Genomic DNA, 14,688 nt, shown 5'->3' with positions numbered 1-14,688 from the left:
TATGTAAAGAAGCACGGTGGCGTTTGCGGACACCGTGCTTTATTTTTAGCCTTCACCTTCACAACGCTCTTCCGTTGTCATCTCGTCAGTGACGACATCATCCTCCTCGAAACCGAATTCTTCGATGATCTCCGCAATTTCACCGGATTCTTTTAATTCCTGCAGGCTTTCGTTATAGGCATCCCGCAATTCTTCGTCTTCGTCACGGAAAACAGCTGCCCCGTAAGAAACCATTTCTTCTCCGTCAATCACCGGGTCTGTAAAGTCTTCCGGTTGTTCGATGGCATCTGTATCAGCGTTTTCCATCGCAGAGTTCATCGTCGCGCCCGTCATGACGGTCGCGTCAACATCTCCGGCTTCAAGGGCGGCAATGTTGCCCGGAATGTCATCGGAATGCTGAATATTATCTTCATCAATGCCGAGATCCTCGAACATATCGAGCTGATTCGCCCCCGACATGACCGATACGGTCGCGTCTTCCTCTACGATATCCTCATAGCTGTGTAAATCCATGGGGTTTCCGGCTTCTACAGCCATGCCCTCGCCATAGCTGTATTCAAGATCTCCGAAGCTTGCATTCTCACACCGTTCCGGTTGAACGTCCATCCCCGCGGTGACCACATCAAAGTTGCCGGCATTCAAGCTGGGAATCAGGTTGCCGAACTCCGTGACCGTCGCCTCGACATCATCGACGCCCATATTCTGGAAAACGGCTCTGGCCACTTCCGTACTGGCACCGGTGGCTGTTTCGCCATCAAGATAACCGTATGGCTCTTCATTGGCAACCCCTACCTGAACGACACCTTCTTCTTCAAGATCTCCGACCGTCGTTTCGCCTCCGCAGGCGGCGATGAGCATACCGACTCCTGCCAGCGCACTAAGTAATCCCATTTTCTTTTTCATATGTTTTTTCTCCCCCTTAATAATCTTGACAATTTTTTATAATAGCTTTTTATTATTCTATCATATATAAAATTTGGTTCAAACATACCGAAAATTTTATAAAAGCATGATAAACGATTTAATCCTGTTATTTTAGATAAGATGCTTGTATCTTACTATACAAGCATTTTCTTAGTTGATACTCATATTTTTGCCCTTTCTACCTATCTTCTTCACCGGATTCTATCCGTTGATGGCGAAGATAAACATTCACGTTCACAACGATTAACGCTATGGGATAAAACGCTGTAAACGGGAACACATCCGGCTCGGCATTGATGATGCCAACCAGTTCCAAAATGCCCACCAGGATGAGAATAACCCCGACAACCCATAAGCTGCTGCGTAAACTTAATCGATAAGATGCAAAGGTGTTGGGCGCCAGTCGTCGTTCAATATCGAGCAAATCGCGATAAAATGGAAACAGCCGTTCCACAATCGTCCTTTTCCCGCGTCCCTCGCTGAGAGCCCACAATATAAAAAACCCACCAAGTAGAGGAACGATGATCGTAAACGGGAGGTAAATAAACAGATACATATAGACAAAAAAAGCGACAGTAAAAAGAATGCTGACAAGAAAGTGATCCATCTTTGCTTTGCGTCGATACGCCTGTTGTAGCTCCATCTCTGTCCGGTCACCTCTGCTGCCAATCTTCGCGTAGCAAACTAAATTGCACGAGATCGTGGTAATGGTCGTAAAGCCACTCCCCGTCCCGAACGATCCCTTCAAAACGAAACTCTAATCTTTTCGGAATGGCCTGGCTTTCATAGTTGTTCACGCCACATTGGATTTGGACCCTGTTTAACTGATATTCATCGAATACTATGGATAATACCGCCTGCGTCGCTTTCGTCATAATTCCCTGTCCCGTATAGTGCTCGGAAAGCCAATATCCCAGGCTTGTCCTTCTGTTGCCCCAGTCGATATCATGCAGGCCGATCACGCCGACAAGCGCTCCGTCTTTGCGAATGCCCGCCTGAAACCCTCTCCCTTCCGCGTATTGTTGCAGCCAGGCATCGATGACCGGCGGATAATCGTGCACGGACTTCATCGCATCGACCCAGGGCAGCCATCGTCGCAGATAATAACGGGAGTGGTGAACAGCGGCAAATAATTCGGAAGCATGGTGCCTTTCAATAAGATGTAAGTATAAATCCTCTTCCAACGGTACCTTAAACATAATATCCCCTTTGTTTTCTTTAAAAAAAAGCGGTTCCCGTGCGTAAGTCATACACGGAACCGCTCCTTTCCGATGATTCTCTATTGACGTATAACGTTAGCCGCTTGCGGGCCACGATCGCCTTCGACAATTTCAAATTCTACCGTTTCACCATCATCCAACGTTTTGAATCCTTCGGCCTGGATCGCGGAAAAATGAACGAATACGTCGTCTCCGTCCTCCCGTTCGATAAACCCAAACCCTTTTTCTGCGTTAAACCATTTTACTGTGCCTTTCATTTTGTACAAAGGCCTCCTTAAACTAAAATTCTGAAGTGATACACGAAATAAAGCCTGTTGGATCTTCCTGATCGAGCAGAGGCCTGTTGTTCACAGTTCGTTCATCACTTTCACACTAACAAGGTAACACGTTTCATTTCCCATTGCAACCAAATGTCAGAGTGATTACCGAATTTTTTTAAACTTATAACACCCTCGCATTTTTTAAGGTATTTTTCTCCGCGGTCGTCCATACTATGATATTATGAAAGCGATTTCAATATTTTAGAAAGGATGTGAAAGATGTATGCCGGGCTTAGGCGTAGCTGCCATTGGACTCATCATATTCGCACTGGGATACTTCTACTATTCCAAGTTTGTCGCCAAAAAAATTTACCGTCTCGACCCTGACTTCGTCACTCCGGCCCATCAGTTTAACGATGGCGTCGATTTTGTTCCGACGAAAAGGAGCGTCGTCTGGGCGCACCATTTCACCTCGATTGCCGGTGCCGCCCCGATCATGGGTCCGGCCATTGCCGTTTACTGGGGCTGGCTTCCCGCTTTTATCTGGGTCGTGCTTGGAACCGTCTTCGCAGCCGGGGTTCATGACTTCGGAGCGATCGTGTTGTCCGTACGCAATAAAGGACGATCCATCGGCACGCTTGCCGATCGCTTAATCGGCCGTCGGGCAAAAATGTTGTTCCTGTTCATCATCCTCATTCTCGTGTTGATGGTTAATGCCGTGTTCGCCTGGGTGATCGCCAACTTGTTCGTAACATTTCCGGCGAGCGTATTATCGATCTTTATTCAGATTCCACTTGCCGTCATCATCGGCCTTTACTTTCTCCGGCGCGGAAAAGGACTGCTTTTCCCGTCCATCATTGCCATCATTATTATGTATGGAACAGCCGTGCTTGCAAGTGGTATTCCTGCCTTGCAAATCGATCTTGTCAGTTACTTCGGAGGTGAAAATACGACGGTCGCCTTCGGTCTCGATGCCGTATCGATGGCGTTTTTCATCTGGATCGTCATTCTGATGGCGTACGTTTACATCGCTTCGACGCTGCCCGTCTGGAAACTACTGCAACCGCGGGATTATATTAACGCGCATCAACTCATCATTGGGCTTGCCCTTTTATACCTGGGGTTGTTGTTCACCAACCCGGAAGTCAATGCGCCGGTGGCGCGTACCGTTGATGATGTCTCCTGGTTCCCGCTTCTTTTCATAACGATTGCGTGCGGGGCTATATCCGGTTTTCACTCGCTCGTCTCCTCGGGAACGACGTCCAAACAATTAAACAAGGAAACGGATGCTCGCGTTGTCGGTTACGGAGGGGCGACCGGCGAAGGCATCCTCGCTCTCCTCTCGATCGTTGCCGTGGTGACTTTATTTTCGTCGCAAGAGGAATTTGTCGCCACTTATTCCAGTTTCACGACCGCCAATGAAATTGGCTTGAACAATTTCATTGAAGGTGCCGGCAATCTCGCGAACGGTCTCTTGATTCCGGAAGCGGTCGCCCAGACGATCGTCGCGGTCATCGTCGTTAGCTTTGCCGCCACGACGCTGGACACTGCCGTTCGCTTAATGCGCTACATCATCTCCGAGATCGGCCGTGAGTACAAGGCTTTTGCGCTGACGAAGAAACATGTCGCTACGGCCATCGCTGTCGGCTCAAGTATGGCGCTCGTCCTTATGCCCGGCGATGAAAGAGGCTTCGGCGCGGGCGGTTATCTGCTCTGGCCGCTGTTCGGCACGTCGAATCAGCTGCTCGCAGGCATTGCGCTCTTGCTGATAACGATCTGGCTGCGCAGGCAAGGGCGAAACTTTCTCGTCACCTTTATTCCGATGGTGTTTTTACTCTTCATGACCTTATGGGCGATGATCTCGCAAGTCTGGGGGCAATGGGCCTGGTACGGAGATGAAGCCAACATTCTCCTCTTTGTCCTGGGAGCCATCATCCTCATCTTTGCGGTCTGGATTTGTCTGGAAGCTTACCTCTTGTTTAAAAATGATAAAACGCAAGGGCTGGAAGATGACGAGCAGTAACAACCGCTTCCGTGGGATCGTATTAGGGTTCATCATCCGGGGTTGGAGACCTAACGGTTCCGCGGGTTGCGGGTTAGGTCTTCATCGGCCACGGTTGGCGACTTAACTCCCTCCGCGGTATAGCATTAGGGATTCATCAATCGAGGTTGGCGACCTAACAGCTTCCGTGATCCGGCGTTAGGTCTTCATAAACCAGGGTTGGCGACCTAACTACTTCCGCACTACGGCGTTAAGGGTTCATTACTCATGAAACAATTTCGTCATCGTGTCTTCATCTGCTACAATGACGTAAAGAACGTTGAAATGGAGGGTCGCCATTGGGTTTTAAAGATCAACTGATGCGTGCCCTGGCATTTTATGATGAAGTGCTGCGCATGCCGCATCGCGCGGAGATCAAACGGGAGCTTCGGGATGAAAATGATATTTTTTACCTGCTTTGTTTTTCCGAAATGCTCGGTCTTCCGAACCCGGTTTCCTATTATACGCTAGAGTTATATCCGGAAATGGTTGAAGAATTTCATGATTGGCATTTGCGCATGGGCATGGAAAAGTCACCGATCGACGGTATTCGTTGTTGCTAAAAAAGCAAGCTTTACGCTTGCTTCTTTTTTAGCAGGTAAGAAAGTATAAACCACTTTCTTATCCTGCATAAGTGCAACTAAGGCTTGTCGCCTTAAAGGCTTGGCGATAAGCCAAGTTTTCTTTATTCCAACCCAAACCTTGTAATTGCAAAAATAATAGCGGATTCCTATAATGGACGCTGAAACGCTTACAATATTTTTGGTAGGATGTGATCATCTATGTCAGGCATCTTGTTGGCGATCATCGGTATGATCATTCTCGCCCTTGGTTACCGCTTTTATTCCAAGTTTATCGCGAGACGTATTTACCGTTTGGATCCGAAATTTCAAACACCCGCGCATCAATTTAATGACGGTGTTGACTTCGTTCCTACGAGAAAAAGCGTCCTTTGGGCCCATCATTTTACTTCCATTGCCGGAGCCGCACCCATTATGGGGCCGGCCATAGCCGTTTACTGGGGCTGGCTGCCCGCTTTTCTCTGGGTCGTGCTTGGAACCGTTTTCGCCGCCGGTGTCCATGACTTTGGCGCCCTTTTCCTTTCGCAACGAAACAAAGGGCTGTCCATAGGCACATTGGCCAACCGTTTGATCGGGCGGCGGGCAAAACTGCTCTTTTTATTTATCATTCTCCTGCTTTTGCTCATGGTCGTCGCTGTCTTTGCCTGGGTGATTGCCTCATTATTCATTGACTACCCGGCCAGCGTCATCTCCGTCCTTATTCAAATTCCCCTTGCTGTTCTTATCGGGATGTACTTTCTGCGCCGCGGAAAAGGAATACTTATTCCATCGATCATCGCCCTGGCTGTTATGTATGGAACGGCTGTCATCGCCAGTTATATACCGGCCCTGCAAATCGATCTCGTGCAATATCTCGGCGGTGAAGACGCAACCGTCGCTTTCGGGTTGGACGCAGTGACCATGGCCTTTCTAATCTGGATGCTTATTCTGTTCGCGTATGTTTACGTGGCTTCCACACTCCCCGTGTGGAAATTGCTGCAGCCACGTGATTACATTAACGCCCATCAGACATTTATTGGTATAGCCATCTTTTTACTCGGCCTGCTGTTTTTAAATCCGGAAGTAACAGCGCCGACCACGCGTTCTGTGGATGATGTTTCCTGGCTGCCGCTTCTCTTTATTACCATTGCTTGCGGCGCCGTATCCGGTTTCCACTCCCTTGTGGCCTCAGGCACGTCGTCCAAGCAATTGGACAAGGAAACGGACGCCCGCCTCGTCGGTTATGGAGGCGCTGTAGGTGAAGGGTTGGTGGCGCTTATATCGATCATCGCCGTCGGTACCTTGTTCGCCACGACAGACGATTTTCTGGCGGCTTATCCCAGTTTTAACGTTGCCAATGAGGAAGGGCTCGGCAATTTTATCGAAGGCGCCGCCCAACTCGCGACCGGTTTGTTCGTACCCGAGGCCATCGCGACAACGATTGCAGCGGTTATCGTCGTCAGCTTCGCGGCGACAACGATGGATACCGGGACACGCTTAATGCGCTACATTATCTCTGAGATCGGCCGTGAATACAAGGCTTTCGCCCTGACGAAAAAACACGTCGCAACGTCCATCGCCGTCGGTGCAACGCTCATACTCGTCCTCCTTCCAGAAGATGAAAGAGGCCTTGGGGGCGGCGGTTACATCCTGTGGCCGCTTTTCGGCACGACCAACCAGTTACTCGCCGGCATCGTCCTTATGCTCATTTCGATATGGTTGGTTCGAAAAGGAAGGAACTTCCTCGTTTCGTTTATACCGATGGTCTTCCTCATCGTAATGACGATTTACGCCTTGTTTACCCAACTGGCCACCGAATGGTGGGGCGATTCGCTGCTCGTCGTTCTCGGGTCCATTGTGCTCGCGTTTGCCCTGTGGATTATCCTGGAAGCTTATCTCCTGTTTAAAAATGAAAGAGGAGATAAGCTTGAGGATGACCAATAACTGCAGAGGAGGAATCGCTTATGCGTGACCATTCAGTTGTCTTTTTCGGCGGAAAAGGCGGCGTGGGCAAATCAACCTGCTCCGCTGCTTTCGCCCTATCCGCCGCCCAAAACGGCAAAAAAGTGCTGCTCGTCTCCACCGATCCCGCCCACAACCTTGAAGATTTATTCGCGGTTAAGATCGGCAATGACATCACGAAGTTGCAAACGAATGTGTATGGCCTGGAAATTGACGCGGAAGAAGAATCCAAACGGTATATCGCCGGCGTCAAGGAAAATTTACAAGGGCTTGTCCACGCGCATCGCGTAAGCGAAGTGCACCGGCAGATTGACATGGCGGCCAACACACCGGGCGCCGATGAATCAGCCCTTTTCGATGCGCTCGTCAATGTGGTCCTCGAGCAAACGGAGCACTTTGACCTCATCGTCTTTGACACTGCTCCCACCGGCCATACCCTTCGGCTTCTTTCCCTGCCGGAAATGATGGAAGCGTGGATCGACGGGATGTTAAAGCGCAGACGCACCGTGAATGAAAATTACAGCCAACTCTTAAACGACGGTGAACCTGTGGAAGACCCCATCTACCAAACGTTAATGCAACGAAAGCAAAAGTTTGTTGACGCGCGGGAATGGTTGCTCGACAGGAAAAAAACCGGCTTTGTCTATGTCCTTACGCCTGAACGTCTTCCGATCGAAGAAACGTCGCGGGCCGTCGAGCAACTGGCAGAGGCGAAGATGAAAGTCGAGACATTAATCGTCAATAAATGCCTGCCCGAAGAAGCTGAAGATTCGTCTTTTTTCCGAAAAAGACGCGAACAGGAACAGCAGTATATACACATGATTCATGACCAGTTCAAAAAACAAAAGAAAGTCTTCCTGCCTTTATTGGCGGAAGATATTTCCACAGAGGCGAACCTACGGGAAGTATCTGAACACTTGTATTCATTATAAGTGCAACTAAGGCTTATCGCCTTAAAGGCTTGGCGATAAGCCAAGTTTTCTTTACTAGTGCACTTGCCCAGGATTACTCTGCTTGATGTTGGCTTGCGAAGGCTCATAGCCGTGTGTCATTTTATCCATATCGGTTTGCTGTAATTGGGGCACTTGATAATAGCCATGTTTGTTTTGATAGAGAAAGAGTTCGTATGACATTTCGATAAAGTCGGGAATGCTATCGGCGATCACCCGGCGAAGCACCGAGTTGGTCACTTCCGCTGCTGACATCGCAAACATGGATGACGTTGACTTTAACAAGCCGAGCATATGCGATGATATGCCCTGTTCGTTCACTTCCCCTAAATTGTTGGTCGGTTTCTGCGGTGGCGAAGGCTGCAAGCCGTATGTGATATCGCCCATCGTCGGAATCTCGTACGGCTGAATATCCACGGACGGTTTTTGGCCGGTGCTAAAAGCTTCTACCATCCGGTTGTACTGGGTAGTGATGTAATCATACTGCTGATCGAGGATGCCGAGCAACTCCTGATCCTGCACATAGGGGCGGAAAATCATGTACTGATCGAGGACGTTAATCGCCGTCGTCAGCGTTTCATGCACGTCAAACATTTCATGTCCGCCATGGTCCTGCATCGGTTGCATCTGATCGGATCGTTGTGCGCTCGTGTTCATCTGCCCTTGCTGATTTTGCATAAGCAATGCCTCCTTCATTTCTTCTTCAAAAGGTAGTATGCAAAGAAGAAATGAAAAAATGCATGATCCGTCGCAATCTTCGCTATGTAAAAATGCGCGATTGTCACTATTTTCAGCCAGTAGTGATAGCCTCGCAATCACTGTTCGACAAAAAAGCTCTAAAATTCCCTATTGTTTATTACAAATTTTAATTTTTTTCTACCGATGAATTTTATAGAATGAGAGAAACGAGTTGAAAGGAGCTATATTTATGGAAGACAAAATGAGTAAATTTGAAAGAATTGCTAAACGACGGACAGAGGAAACGGTGAAAAAAATTCGCTTGATCGGTAATTTATCCAATAAAAATAATTATGAGTATACAGACGAGCATCTGGATAAGATTTTTACCGCGCTGGAAGCGGAACTTAAAGCAGCCCGTCGCAAATTCCACGGCCACCATAGTTCACCGGAGTTTCACCTGAGCTTTGATCCGATACGTAAACGTAAAAAAACAAGCTAATGTAAACGGGGTTTTAGCCAGTAGGCTAAAACCCTTAGAATTTGTAAGTCCATTTCCGCCACAATGCTTCCAGCGGGCCCTGGTTGAAGGTTTGCAGATAAAGGTTGCTGAGAATCATTTGTCCAGCGTATATAATGACGGCGATCAGCAAGCCCATACCACTTGATATTTGCCCAAACATGCCTAAGCCAAATCCGTAGAAAATAAAGACCGCGATGACGGTTTGCAATAAATAGTTGGTCAGCGCCATGCGGCCGACCGCGGCAAACGGCATGAGCCACTTCCTCCGGGATTCCGCCCGCAGAAACAAAACGAGTGCCGATACGTAGAAAAGCATAAGCAATGGACCGGCCGCAAAGTTCAAGCCTTGGGACAGCCCGAAAGTAAGATAAGTCGGGAGCGCGATAACATCATAGTGGAGCGCGGTCACGAGCACCGTTAATAACCCCCCGCTCCAAAAGCTATGGATGCAGAGTTTTTTCCAGCTCCGCCTATAGCGATCCATGTCGTGGAACATGCCTTTTTTCCCCATATAAAGCCCAATGAGAAAAAGGGGCAAGACAGAGATAACCATAAATACGGCTTGCATCAGCATCGGGATCACCTCGTTGACGAGGCGGTACTGTAATATTTCCCCGTACGACCCGTTGGCCATCACGGCCGTTCCCGTCTCCACGCTGTTTTCAAATTCAGTCAAAGAACCGAAGCCACTTTCCACTTTCAGTTGTAAACCAAGACCTGTAAAGCCGATAAAAAGCAGGGCGAAAAGCGAAGACACCCCCAGCAACGCCACGGTCCAGATCATGATTGTTTTCGGTTGCCGGTGGATGAATAACACCAGCAAAAAGCCGGCAAGGGCATACGTATGTAATATATCCCCCGTCCACAGAAAGACGAGATGAACCAAGCCGATGACTAACAAAAACAGCAATCGTCGCACAAAGACCCGATCGGCATTGACATCTTTTTCAAGCAGGCGATTGTAAAAGATAAAAAAGCCAAGCCCGAAGAGTAAAGAAAACATCGGGTAGAACTTCCCCTCAACAAAGACAGTGTTCAAAACATCAGCAAACTGGTTAAATGCTCCCTCCGGCATAGTGCCGCCTTCAATGTAGGGACGGACGTCTGTTAATGCCAAAGCCTTAAAAACGTACATGTTGGCAATCAAAATGCCAAACACGGCTATGCCTCGAATAATATCAAGCGTGTGCAGGCGTTCCCCCGAGGTTGTCGCGCTCGCGTTCATATAAGAGCTCCCTTTCTCTTTCTCCACTGTTTCCCTTTAAAATTATTCTACACCTTTTAAGGGTATGTTGGAAATACTTAGTTATAAACGATGCAAGGTAAAGTCAAAGTAAAACGATTTTTAAGGGAAATAAAAATCGCCTTTCTAAGACGAGCCCGAGGGAGATCACATCGCCCTCTCGGATTGGTTCGATCCCCGTCGTTGAGGGATGACAACGTGATTCTTGGTCCCTCTCGGAGCGAGATACCCTGCCTTTGGGGGATGGCAACGTGCTTCTGGTCCCTCTCGGAGTGAGATACCCTGCTTTTGGGGTATGGCAACGCGCTTCTGGTCCCTCTCGGAGACAGATACTCTGCTTTTGGGGTATAACAACGCGCTTCTGGTCCCTCTCGGAGTGAGATGCCCTGCCTTTGGGGTATAACAACGCGATTCAAGTGTCATAAAGATCGCAGCAATCTCCGTTCCCTCGGATATCCGCGAATATATTTGGACTTTGACGGAACCGTGATAAACGATGCACCCCTTTTATCGTTGCTCGTATCGATATAGTCTATGAAAAGAGGTGAGCCTATGACTCCGGAAACGACGAGCCTGCAACTAGTGTTTGAAGACGGTGTGGACGAGCTTGGCAATCCGATTTTTTACAGCCGACGTTTTAACAATATCAACGTTGAGGCGAGCGATGATGACATTCAGACGATTGCCTCCGCACTCGCTTCATTGTCGGCCGATGCTTTGAGTGGGGCCACCCGCAGAAACGACTACAGCCTATTGCCAGTAGAAAGCGACTAATTAATAAGGGGGGAATGGAAAAATGAACGTAGAGTTGCAATTGCGTTTTCGTAACGAGGAAGAACGGATGCCGACCATCACTGTGAACAACCCTGATGAAGGGCTGGAATCCGAACAGCTCGAAGACGTTATGGATCAAATCATTGACCATAATGTATTTTACACATCCGGGGGAGAGCTCGTAGAAAAAGTCGACGCGAGAATTGTTTCACGCTCTGTTGAGCCGATTTACGAAGCATAGAGATTTACGAAGCATAGAGAGGAAGTTTAACCATCATGGAGGAATGGATGTCGCTCGTTTTTAACCATGGCTTTGCCGCCGTAGTCGCCTTCTACCTGCTGCATCGCATGGAAAAAAAGCTCGACCTGCTGATCACTGCCGTTGGTAACGACCCGTCAAATGAATGACAAAGAGAGCCCCCCTTCAGTGAAGCGGGGGTTCTTTCTGCCATTATATGGACAAGCCGCTCGGAGGATCCTGTATAACGACGACGACCGCCCCTTTGTCCAACTTGGCTTCCAGGGTATCAGCCTCTCCCGCGGAAAAACCAAGTTCTTCGAATTTTGCTCGCAGCTCGTCCCCTTTTTTGCGGAAGACATTTTTGACCTGGACGCCAAAGCCGGTTTCACTCATCCCGACCGTGTTGGCATCTGCCCGCTCAGCCACGTGACTCGTATGGCTGCGGTCATGGGAAAGGACGTAAATATTATCCTCACTCACCTCTCCCTTTATCCTTTCGACCGCGGCTACTACTTCATTATCGTTCATAAATTCTCTATAGATCGGTGCCATATCTGATCATCTCCTTTCATTCAAATGCTTATGAATTTATTTCCCTTTCGATTTCTTTCTTAAACAACATCCCGATAGGCAAGTGAATGTGCTAAAATGGACGAAAAGAAGTCTACGCTTAGGCCATCCACTGAATGCAGAATGAACTGCGAAGAGGAGCATGACGAATGGGGAAATCAACGATAAAAAAAAGACGTAAACGCCGCCCCCTGCTAATCAGCTTAGGATCCATTTGCGCGCTTCTCTTTCTTACGATCGGCATTTTTATGATCGCGCAAACACTCAATGAGCAGCAACTGGATCGTTTTTTTGATGGAGGGCTATCCGGTTACAGCAATGATGAAGTCCCGGCAGAATATTATCCGATATATCAAGAGGCGGCCGAAACGTATGACATTCCCTGGCAAGTGTTGGCAGCCGTTCATCGGATCGAGACGAAATTTTCAACGATGGATCCGATGGTTTCACCCGTCGGCGCGGAAGGACACATGCAGTTCATGCCCTGTACATGGCACGGATGGAGCCACCCAACTTGCGATGATGTCGGGGAAGGGGATATTCCCGAGGATGAGCTCACCGATCCGGACTTGATCGACTCGAACGGGGGATACGGGATAGACGCGACCGGAAGCGGTGACGCCGACCCGTGGGATGAACGAGATGCCATTTTTTCCACCGCCAATTTTCTGGCTTCCAACGGCGCCGATGATGGCGAGCTGGAAAGCGCCTTGTACATCTATAACCAATCTGAATGGTACGTAGATGAAGTGATGACCTACTACGACATCTATACGAACGAAGGTTATCAAGTTAGAAAATAATGAAGAGGCAGCAAGCGTCAATGCTGCCTCTTCATTAACTGCTCCCATCAAAATCGATGTTGACGACCTAACCTCTTCTGCACCCTCGCGTTAGGGCGTCATAAACCTCGGTTGACGACCTAACGCCTTCCGCGGATTCGCATTAGGGCGTCATCAAACGGGTTTGGCGACCTAACGACTTCTGTGATCTCGCGTTAAGGTGCCATATTGTAGACCGGGAACGACTAAATCAACCGGTGTCCGCCTTCGACATGAAGCGTTTCCCCGGTGGAAAAGCCGTTACGCAGTAAATAAATGACGCTTTCAGCCACATCTTCCGGTTGGCCGACACGGTTCATGGGCAATTGTCCTCCAACTGCATCATAGAACGCTTTCCGATCCTCTTCGGCCATGCCATAGCGTGATGGTGTATCGATAACCCCAGGGGACACGACATTTACTCGTTTCGGCGCCAATTCCAGTGCCAACGTTTGACCAAGCGTAGAAACCGCAGCGTTAACGGCGCTCAGCGCAGAAGCCCCTTCCATCGCCTTATATGCAACGACTCCGGAGAAAAAGATAATGGAGCCATCTTCAGCGACATTTGGTGCACCATATTTTGCGACGTTATACTGCTCCCAGAATTTACCTTCAAACAAATCACGATCCTGAGACGTGTCGGTTTCAAGGAAATTACCGTAAGTAGCAATGCCTGCCGTCATTACCAATGAATCGAGTTTTCCGATCTTATCAAAAAATACTTGAACATCATTTGATCAAGAAATTGTTTGACTTGCCCGGGGACGTTTCCGAAGCGGGTTGGCGTACTGAAAATAAAGGCGTCTGCCCAATCAAGATCATCCGGTGACGCTACAGGAACATCTTTCGTTTCTTCCAGATATTGCCCCCATGCGGGGTTTTGTGCAATAGCTTCCGCCGGTGCGAGCTCTTGTGTCCGAACGACTTTAGCTTCATGCCCCGCTTCTTTTAAGGGTTCTTCTGCCCATCGTGACAATTGGTAATTGGTGCGTTGACTGTAGTAAATAATAGCGACGTTTACGCTCATGTCAATTCCTCCTTATGTTGATCATCGTTTCCTTTTCTTCCACGTGATAAAAGCAACAAACTGTATTAAAATATATTACAGTATCGGCGAAAATGAAAAAAAGCTATCAAACGCGCTCCTTTTTTATTAAATCTAACACGTCACTGATGGAGTATTGCCGCAAATAAGCGATCACTTGTTCTTCGGTATCAGATAAAATATTATCCAATACAGTTTCAATATTAGAACCGATGAAACAATGATCCCCGCCACCGGGCACTTCGGTTTCAGTGTTTCCATTGCTGTTAATCGATACATCTCATCCAGTGAAATGTGATCAGGATCCTCCTTCAATATGAAGCCACCGCCTGATCCTTCCTTGGAATCGATAAACCCGTGTTTTTTTAACTCTGCCAATACTTTCCTAATTCTTACCGGATGCACACCTGCACTGCCTGCAATGACATCACTCGTCGTTATTCGACCAGGAGCGTCTGCAAGCATTGCCAGACTAAGCACCGCCAATGAGAATTCACTTTTCATTTACCTTCCCCCTCGAATATCTGTAATTATAAACTCGAGTTTCGCACCTTGATAAACCAAGAAAAAATGGCCTTTGAATCCGCATAAAATCCATAAAAAACCCGCATGAACACAGGGCTTTTGGTATAATTAAGGTACCAATCCAAATCATGCCAAAAGGACGTGTTATCACATGCGGGGAAAAACCAAAGAGATTGAAAAAGTAATTCAAACTCATGGATTTTCAATTGATTCTATTGTAAGGGATGTTATGAAATCGTTCAACTTCCGCTCCCTTTGTCATAAGGTTGGATTCAAGAAACAGCAAGGATATCCCGTCACCGACATCATCACGTTAATGTTGGTGTTTCCGCTAATGCTTTTAAACAGCAT

16 protein-coding genes and 4 pseudogenes are annotated in these 14,688 nt (G+C 48.1%); 10 read left to right on the top strand and 10 right to left on the bottom strand.

The genetic code is table 11. The features are described from left to right. Positions 1-45: 45 nt before the first annotated feature. The 4 genes from ehuB to BLS58_RS13650 all read right to left on the bottom strand — a co-directional run bounded on the left by ehuB (position 46) and on the right by BLS58_RS13650 (position 2,401). Positions 46-903, bottom strand: a complete 858-nt coding sequence (gene ehuB / locus BLS58_RS13665) for an ectoine/hydroxyectoine ABC transporter substrate-binding protein EhuB (protein WP_090399355.1) — start codon at positions 901-903, stop codon at positions 46-48. Positions 904-1,102: 199 nt separating this feature from the next. Next, entirely contained in the window at positions 1,103-1,567 is a 465-nt protein-coding gene (locus tag BLS58_RS13660) for a hypothetical protein (protein ID WP_090399354.1), read from the bottom strand. A gap of 10 nt (positions 1,568-1,577) precedes the next feature. Beyond that, positions 1,578-2,174 carry a GNAT family N-acetyltransferase gene (locus tag BLS58_RS13655; RefSeq protein WP_245723180.1) on the bottom strand — a complete coding sequence of 199 codons (597 nt, stop codon included), beginning with the start codon at positions 2,172-2,174 and terminating at the stop codon, positions 1,578-1,580. A gap of 29 nt (positions 2,175-2,203) precedes the next feature. After that, entirely contained in the window at positions 2,204-2,401 is a 198-nt protein-coding gene (locus BLS58_RS13650) for a cold shock domain-containing protein (RefSeq protein ID WP_090399353.1), read from the bottom strand. A gap of 286 nt (positions 2,402-2,687) precedes the next feature. On the opposite strand from BLS58_RS13650, the gene BLS58_RS13645 reads away from it, so the two are divergent. The 4 genes from BLS58_RS13645 (at position 2,688) to BLS58_RS13630 (ending at position 7,899) form a co-directional block, all read left to right on the top strand. Continuing rightward, entirely contained in the window at positions 2,688-4,427 is a 1,740-nt protein-coding gene (locus BLS58_RS13645; protein WP_090399352.1) for a carbon starvation CstA family protein, read from the top strand. Between the two features lie 338 nt (positions 4,428-4,765). Beyond that, on the top strand, positions 4,766-5,008 hold the full coding sequence (locus BLS58_RS13640) for a cory-CC-star protein (RefSeq protein ID WP_090399406.1): 243 nt from the start codon (positions 4,766-4,768) through the stop codon (positions 5,006-5,008). Between the two features lie 219 nt (positions 5,009-5,227). Next, positions 5,228-6,949 (top strand): carbon starvation CstA family protein, encoded by a 1,722-nt coding sequence (locus BLS58_RS13635; protein WP_090399351.1) that lies wholly within the window; start codon positions 5,228-5,230, stop codon positions 6,947-6,949. A 20-nt stretch (positions 6,950-6,969) separates the two neighbouring features. Beyond that, positions 6,970-7,899 carry an ArsA family ATPase gene (locus tag BLS58_RS13630; RefSeq protein ID WP_090399350.1) on the top strand — a complete coding sequence of 310 codons (930 nt, stop codon included), beginning with the start codon at positions 6,970-6,972 and terminating at the stop codon, positions 7,897-7,899. 54 nt (positions 7,900-7,953) lie between these two features. On the opposite strand, the gene BLS58_RS13625 is transcribed toward BLS58_RS13630, so the two are convergent. Then, a complete protein-coding gene (locus BLS58_RS13625) occupies positions 7,954-8,595 on the bottom strand; it encodes a spore coat protein (RefSeq protein WP_245723179.1) in 642 nt (213 codons plus the stop codon). 250 nt (positions 8,596-8,845) lie between these two features. Between BLS58_RS13625 and BLS58_RS13620 the strand changes: the two genes are divergently transcribed. Beyond that, positions 8,846-9,097 (top strand): hypothetical protein, encoded by a 252-nt coding sequence (locus tag BLS58_RS13620; protein WP_176764755.1) that lies wholly within the window; start codon positions 8,846-8,848, stop codon positions 9,095-9,097. A gap of 34 nt (positions 9,098-9,131) precedes the next feature. Here BLS58_RS13620 and BLS58_RS13615 read toward each other — a convergent pair whose 3' ends face one another. Continuing rightward, a complete protein-coding gene (locus tag BLS58_RS13615; RefSeq protein ID WP_090399348.1) occupies positions 9,132-10,343 on the bottom strand; it encodes a DUF418 domain-containing protein in 1,212 nt (403 codons plus the stop codon). Positions 10,344-10,913: 570 nt separating this feature from the next. Here BLS58_RS13615 and BLS58_RS13610 point away from each other — a divergent pair. Genes BLS58_RS13610 through BLS58_RS13600 form a run of 3 tightly spaced genes read left to right on the top strand, consistent with a single transcriptional unit; the run spans position 10,914 to position 11,543 of the window. Further along, positions 10,914-11,135: a DUF1659 domain-containing protein gene (locus tag BLS58_RS13610; protein WP_176764754.1), complete on the top strand. Its 222-nt coding sequence runs from the start codon at positions 10,914-10,916 to the stop codon at positions 11,133-11,135. A 22-nt stretch (positions 11,136-11,157) separates the two neighbouring features. Then, positions 11,158-11,376: a DUF2922 domain-containing protein gene (locus BLS58_RS13605; RefSeq protein WP_090399346.1), complete on the top strand. Its 219-nt coding sequence runs from the start codon at positions 11,158-11,160 to the stop codon at positions 11,374-11,376. 35 nt (positions 11,377-11,411) lie between these two features. Beyond that, positions 11,412-11,543 carry a YvrJ family protein gene (locus BLS58_RS13600; protein WP_090399345.1) on the top strand — a complete coding sequence of 44 codons (132 nt, stop codon included), beginning with the start codon at positions 11,412-11,414 and terminating at the stop codon, positions 11,541-11,543. A gap of 43 nt (positions 11,544-11,586) precedes the next feature. Here the strand turns inward: BLS58_RS13600 and BLS58_RS13595 are convergent, their stop codons facing one another. Then, positions 11,587-11,928, bottom strand: coding sequence for a YflT domain-containing protein (locus BLS58_RS13595; protein ID WP_090399344.1), 342 nt, complete (start codon positions 11,926-11,928; stop codon positions 11,587-11,589). Between the two features lie 167 nt (positions 11,929-12,095). Here BLS58_RS13595 and BLS58_RS13590 point away from each other — a divergent pair, with 167 nt between their 5' ends. Continuing rightward, a complete protein-coding gene (locus tag BLS58_RS13590; protein WP_090399343.1) occupies positions 12,096-12,749 on the top strand; it encodes a lytic transglycosylase domain-containing protein in 654 nt (217 codons plus the stop codon). A 224-nt stretch (positions 12,750-12,973) separates the two neighbouring features. Here BLS58_RS13590 and BLS58_RS13585 read toward each other — a convergent pair. The 3 pseudogenes from BLS58_RS13585 to BLS58_RS13575 form a co-directional block, all read right to left on the bottom strand. Then, positions 12,974-13,495 (bottom strand): annotated as a pseudogene (locus BLS58_RS13585) (SDR family oxidoreductase); the annotation flags it as partial. Positions 13,496-13,503: 8 nt separating this feature from the next. Further along, positions 13,504-13,794: pseudogene (locus tag BLS58_RS13580) on the bottom strand (flavodoxin family protein); the annotation flags it as partial. Positions 13,795-13,900: 106 nt separating this feature from the next. Further along, positions 13,901-14,316 (bottom strand): annotated as a pseudogene (locus tag BLS58_RS13575) (Rrf2 family transcriptional regulator). A 172-nt stretch (positions 14,317-14,488) separates the two neighbouring features. Between BLS58_RS13575 and BLS58_RS17850 the strand changes: the two are divergent. Next, a pseudogene (locus tag BLS58_RS17850) lies at positions 14,489-14,688 on the top strand (IS4 family transposase); the annotation flags it as partial.

The sequence above is a fragment of the Natribacillus halophilus genome (genome assembly GCF_900100185.1).
Classification (GTDB): Bacteria; Bacillota; Bacilli; order Bacillales; family Marinococcaceae; genus Natribacillus; species Natribacillus halophilus.
Note: the sequence above shows the minus strand (reverse complement) of the source record. Positions and strands in the feature narration are given on the sequence as shown.

Bases quoted from the DNA above. Each gene is read 5' to 3' on its own strand.
- ehuB (WP_090399355.1), bottom strand. From the start codon at position 903: ATGAAAAAGAAAATGGGATTACTTAGTGCGCTGGCAGGAGTCGGTATG.
- BLS58_RS13660 (WP_090399354.1), bottom strand. From the start codon at position 1,567: ATGGAGCTACAACAGGCGTATCGACGCAAAGCAAAGATGGATCACTTT.
- BLS58_RS13655 (WP_245723180.1), bottom strand. From the start codon at position 2,174: ATGACTTACGCACGGGAACCGCTTTTTTTTAAAGAAAACAAAGGGGAT.
- BLS58_RS13650 (WP_090399353.1), bottom strand. From the start codon at position 2,401: ATGAAAGGCACAGTAAAATGGTTTAACGCAGAAAAAGGGTTTGGGTTT.
- BLS58_RS13645 (WP_090399352.1), top strand. From the start codon at position 2,688: ATGCCGGGCTTAGGCGTAGCTGCCATTGGACTCATCATATTCGCACTG.
- BLS58_RS13640 (WP_090399406.1), top strand. From the start codon at position 4,766: ATGCGTGCCCTGGCATTTTATGATGAAGTGCTGCGCATGCCGCATCGC.
- BLS58_RS13635 (WP_090399351.1), top strand. From the start codon at position 5,228: ATGTCAGGCATCTTGTTGGCGATCATCGGTATGATCATTCTCGCCCTT.
- BLS58_RS13630 (WP_090399350.1), top strand. From the start codon at position 6,970: ATGCGTGACCATTCAGTTGTCTTTTTCGGCGGAAAAGGCGGCGTGGGC.
- BLS58_RS13625 (WP_245723179.1), bottom strand. From the start codon at position 8,595: ATGCAAAATCAGCAAGGGCAGATGAACACGAGCGCACAACGATCCGAT.
- BLS58_RS13620 (WP_176764755.1), top strand. From the start codon at position 8,846: ATGGAAGACAAAATGAGTAAATTTGAAAGAATTGCTAAACGACGGACA.
- BLS58_RS13615 (WP_090399348.1), bottom strand. From the start codon at position 10,343: ATGAACGCGAGCGCGACAACCTCGGGGGAACGCCTGCACACGCTTGAT.
- BLS58_RS13610 (WP_176764754.1), top strand. From the start codon at position 10,914: ATGACTCCGGAAACGACGAGCCTGCAACTAGTGTTTGAAGACGGTGTG.
- BLS58_RS13605 (WP_090399346.1), top strand. From the start codon at position 11,158: ATGAACGTAGAGTTGCAATTGCGTTTTCGTAACGAGGAAGAACGGATG.
- BLS58_RS13600 (WP_090399345.1), top strand. From the start codon at position 11,412: ATGGAGGAATGGATGTCGCTCGTTTTTAACCATGGCTTTGCCGCCGTA.
- BLS58_RS13595 (WP_090399344.1), bottom strand. From the start codon at position 11,928: ATGGCACCGATCTATAGAGAATTTATGAACGATAATGAAGTAGTAGCC.
- BLS58_RS13590 (WP_090399343.1), top strand. From the start codon at position 12,096: ATGGGGAAATCAACGATAAAAAAAAGACGTAAACGCCGCCCCCTGCTA.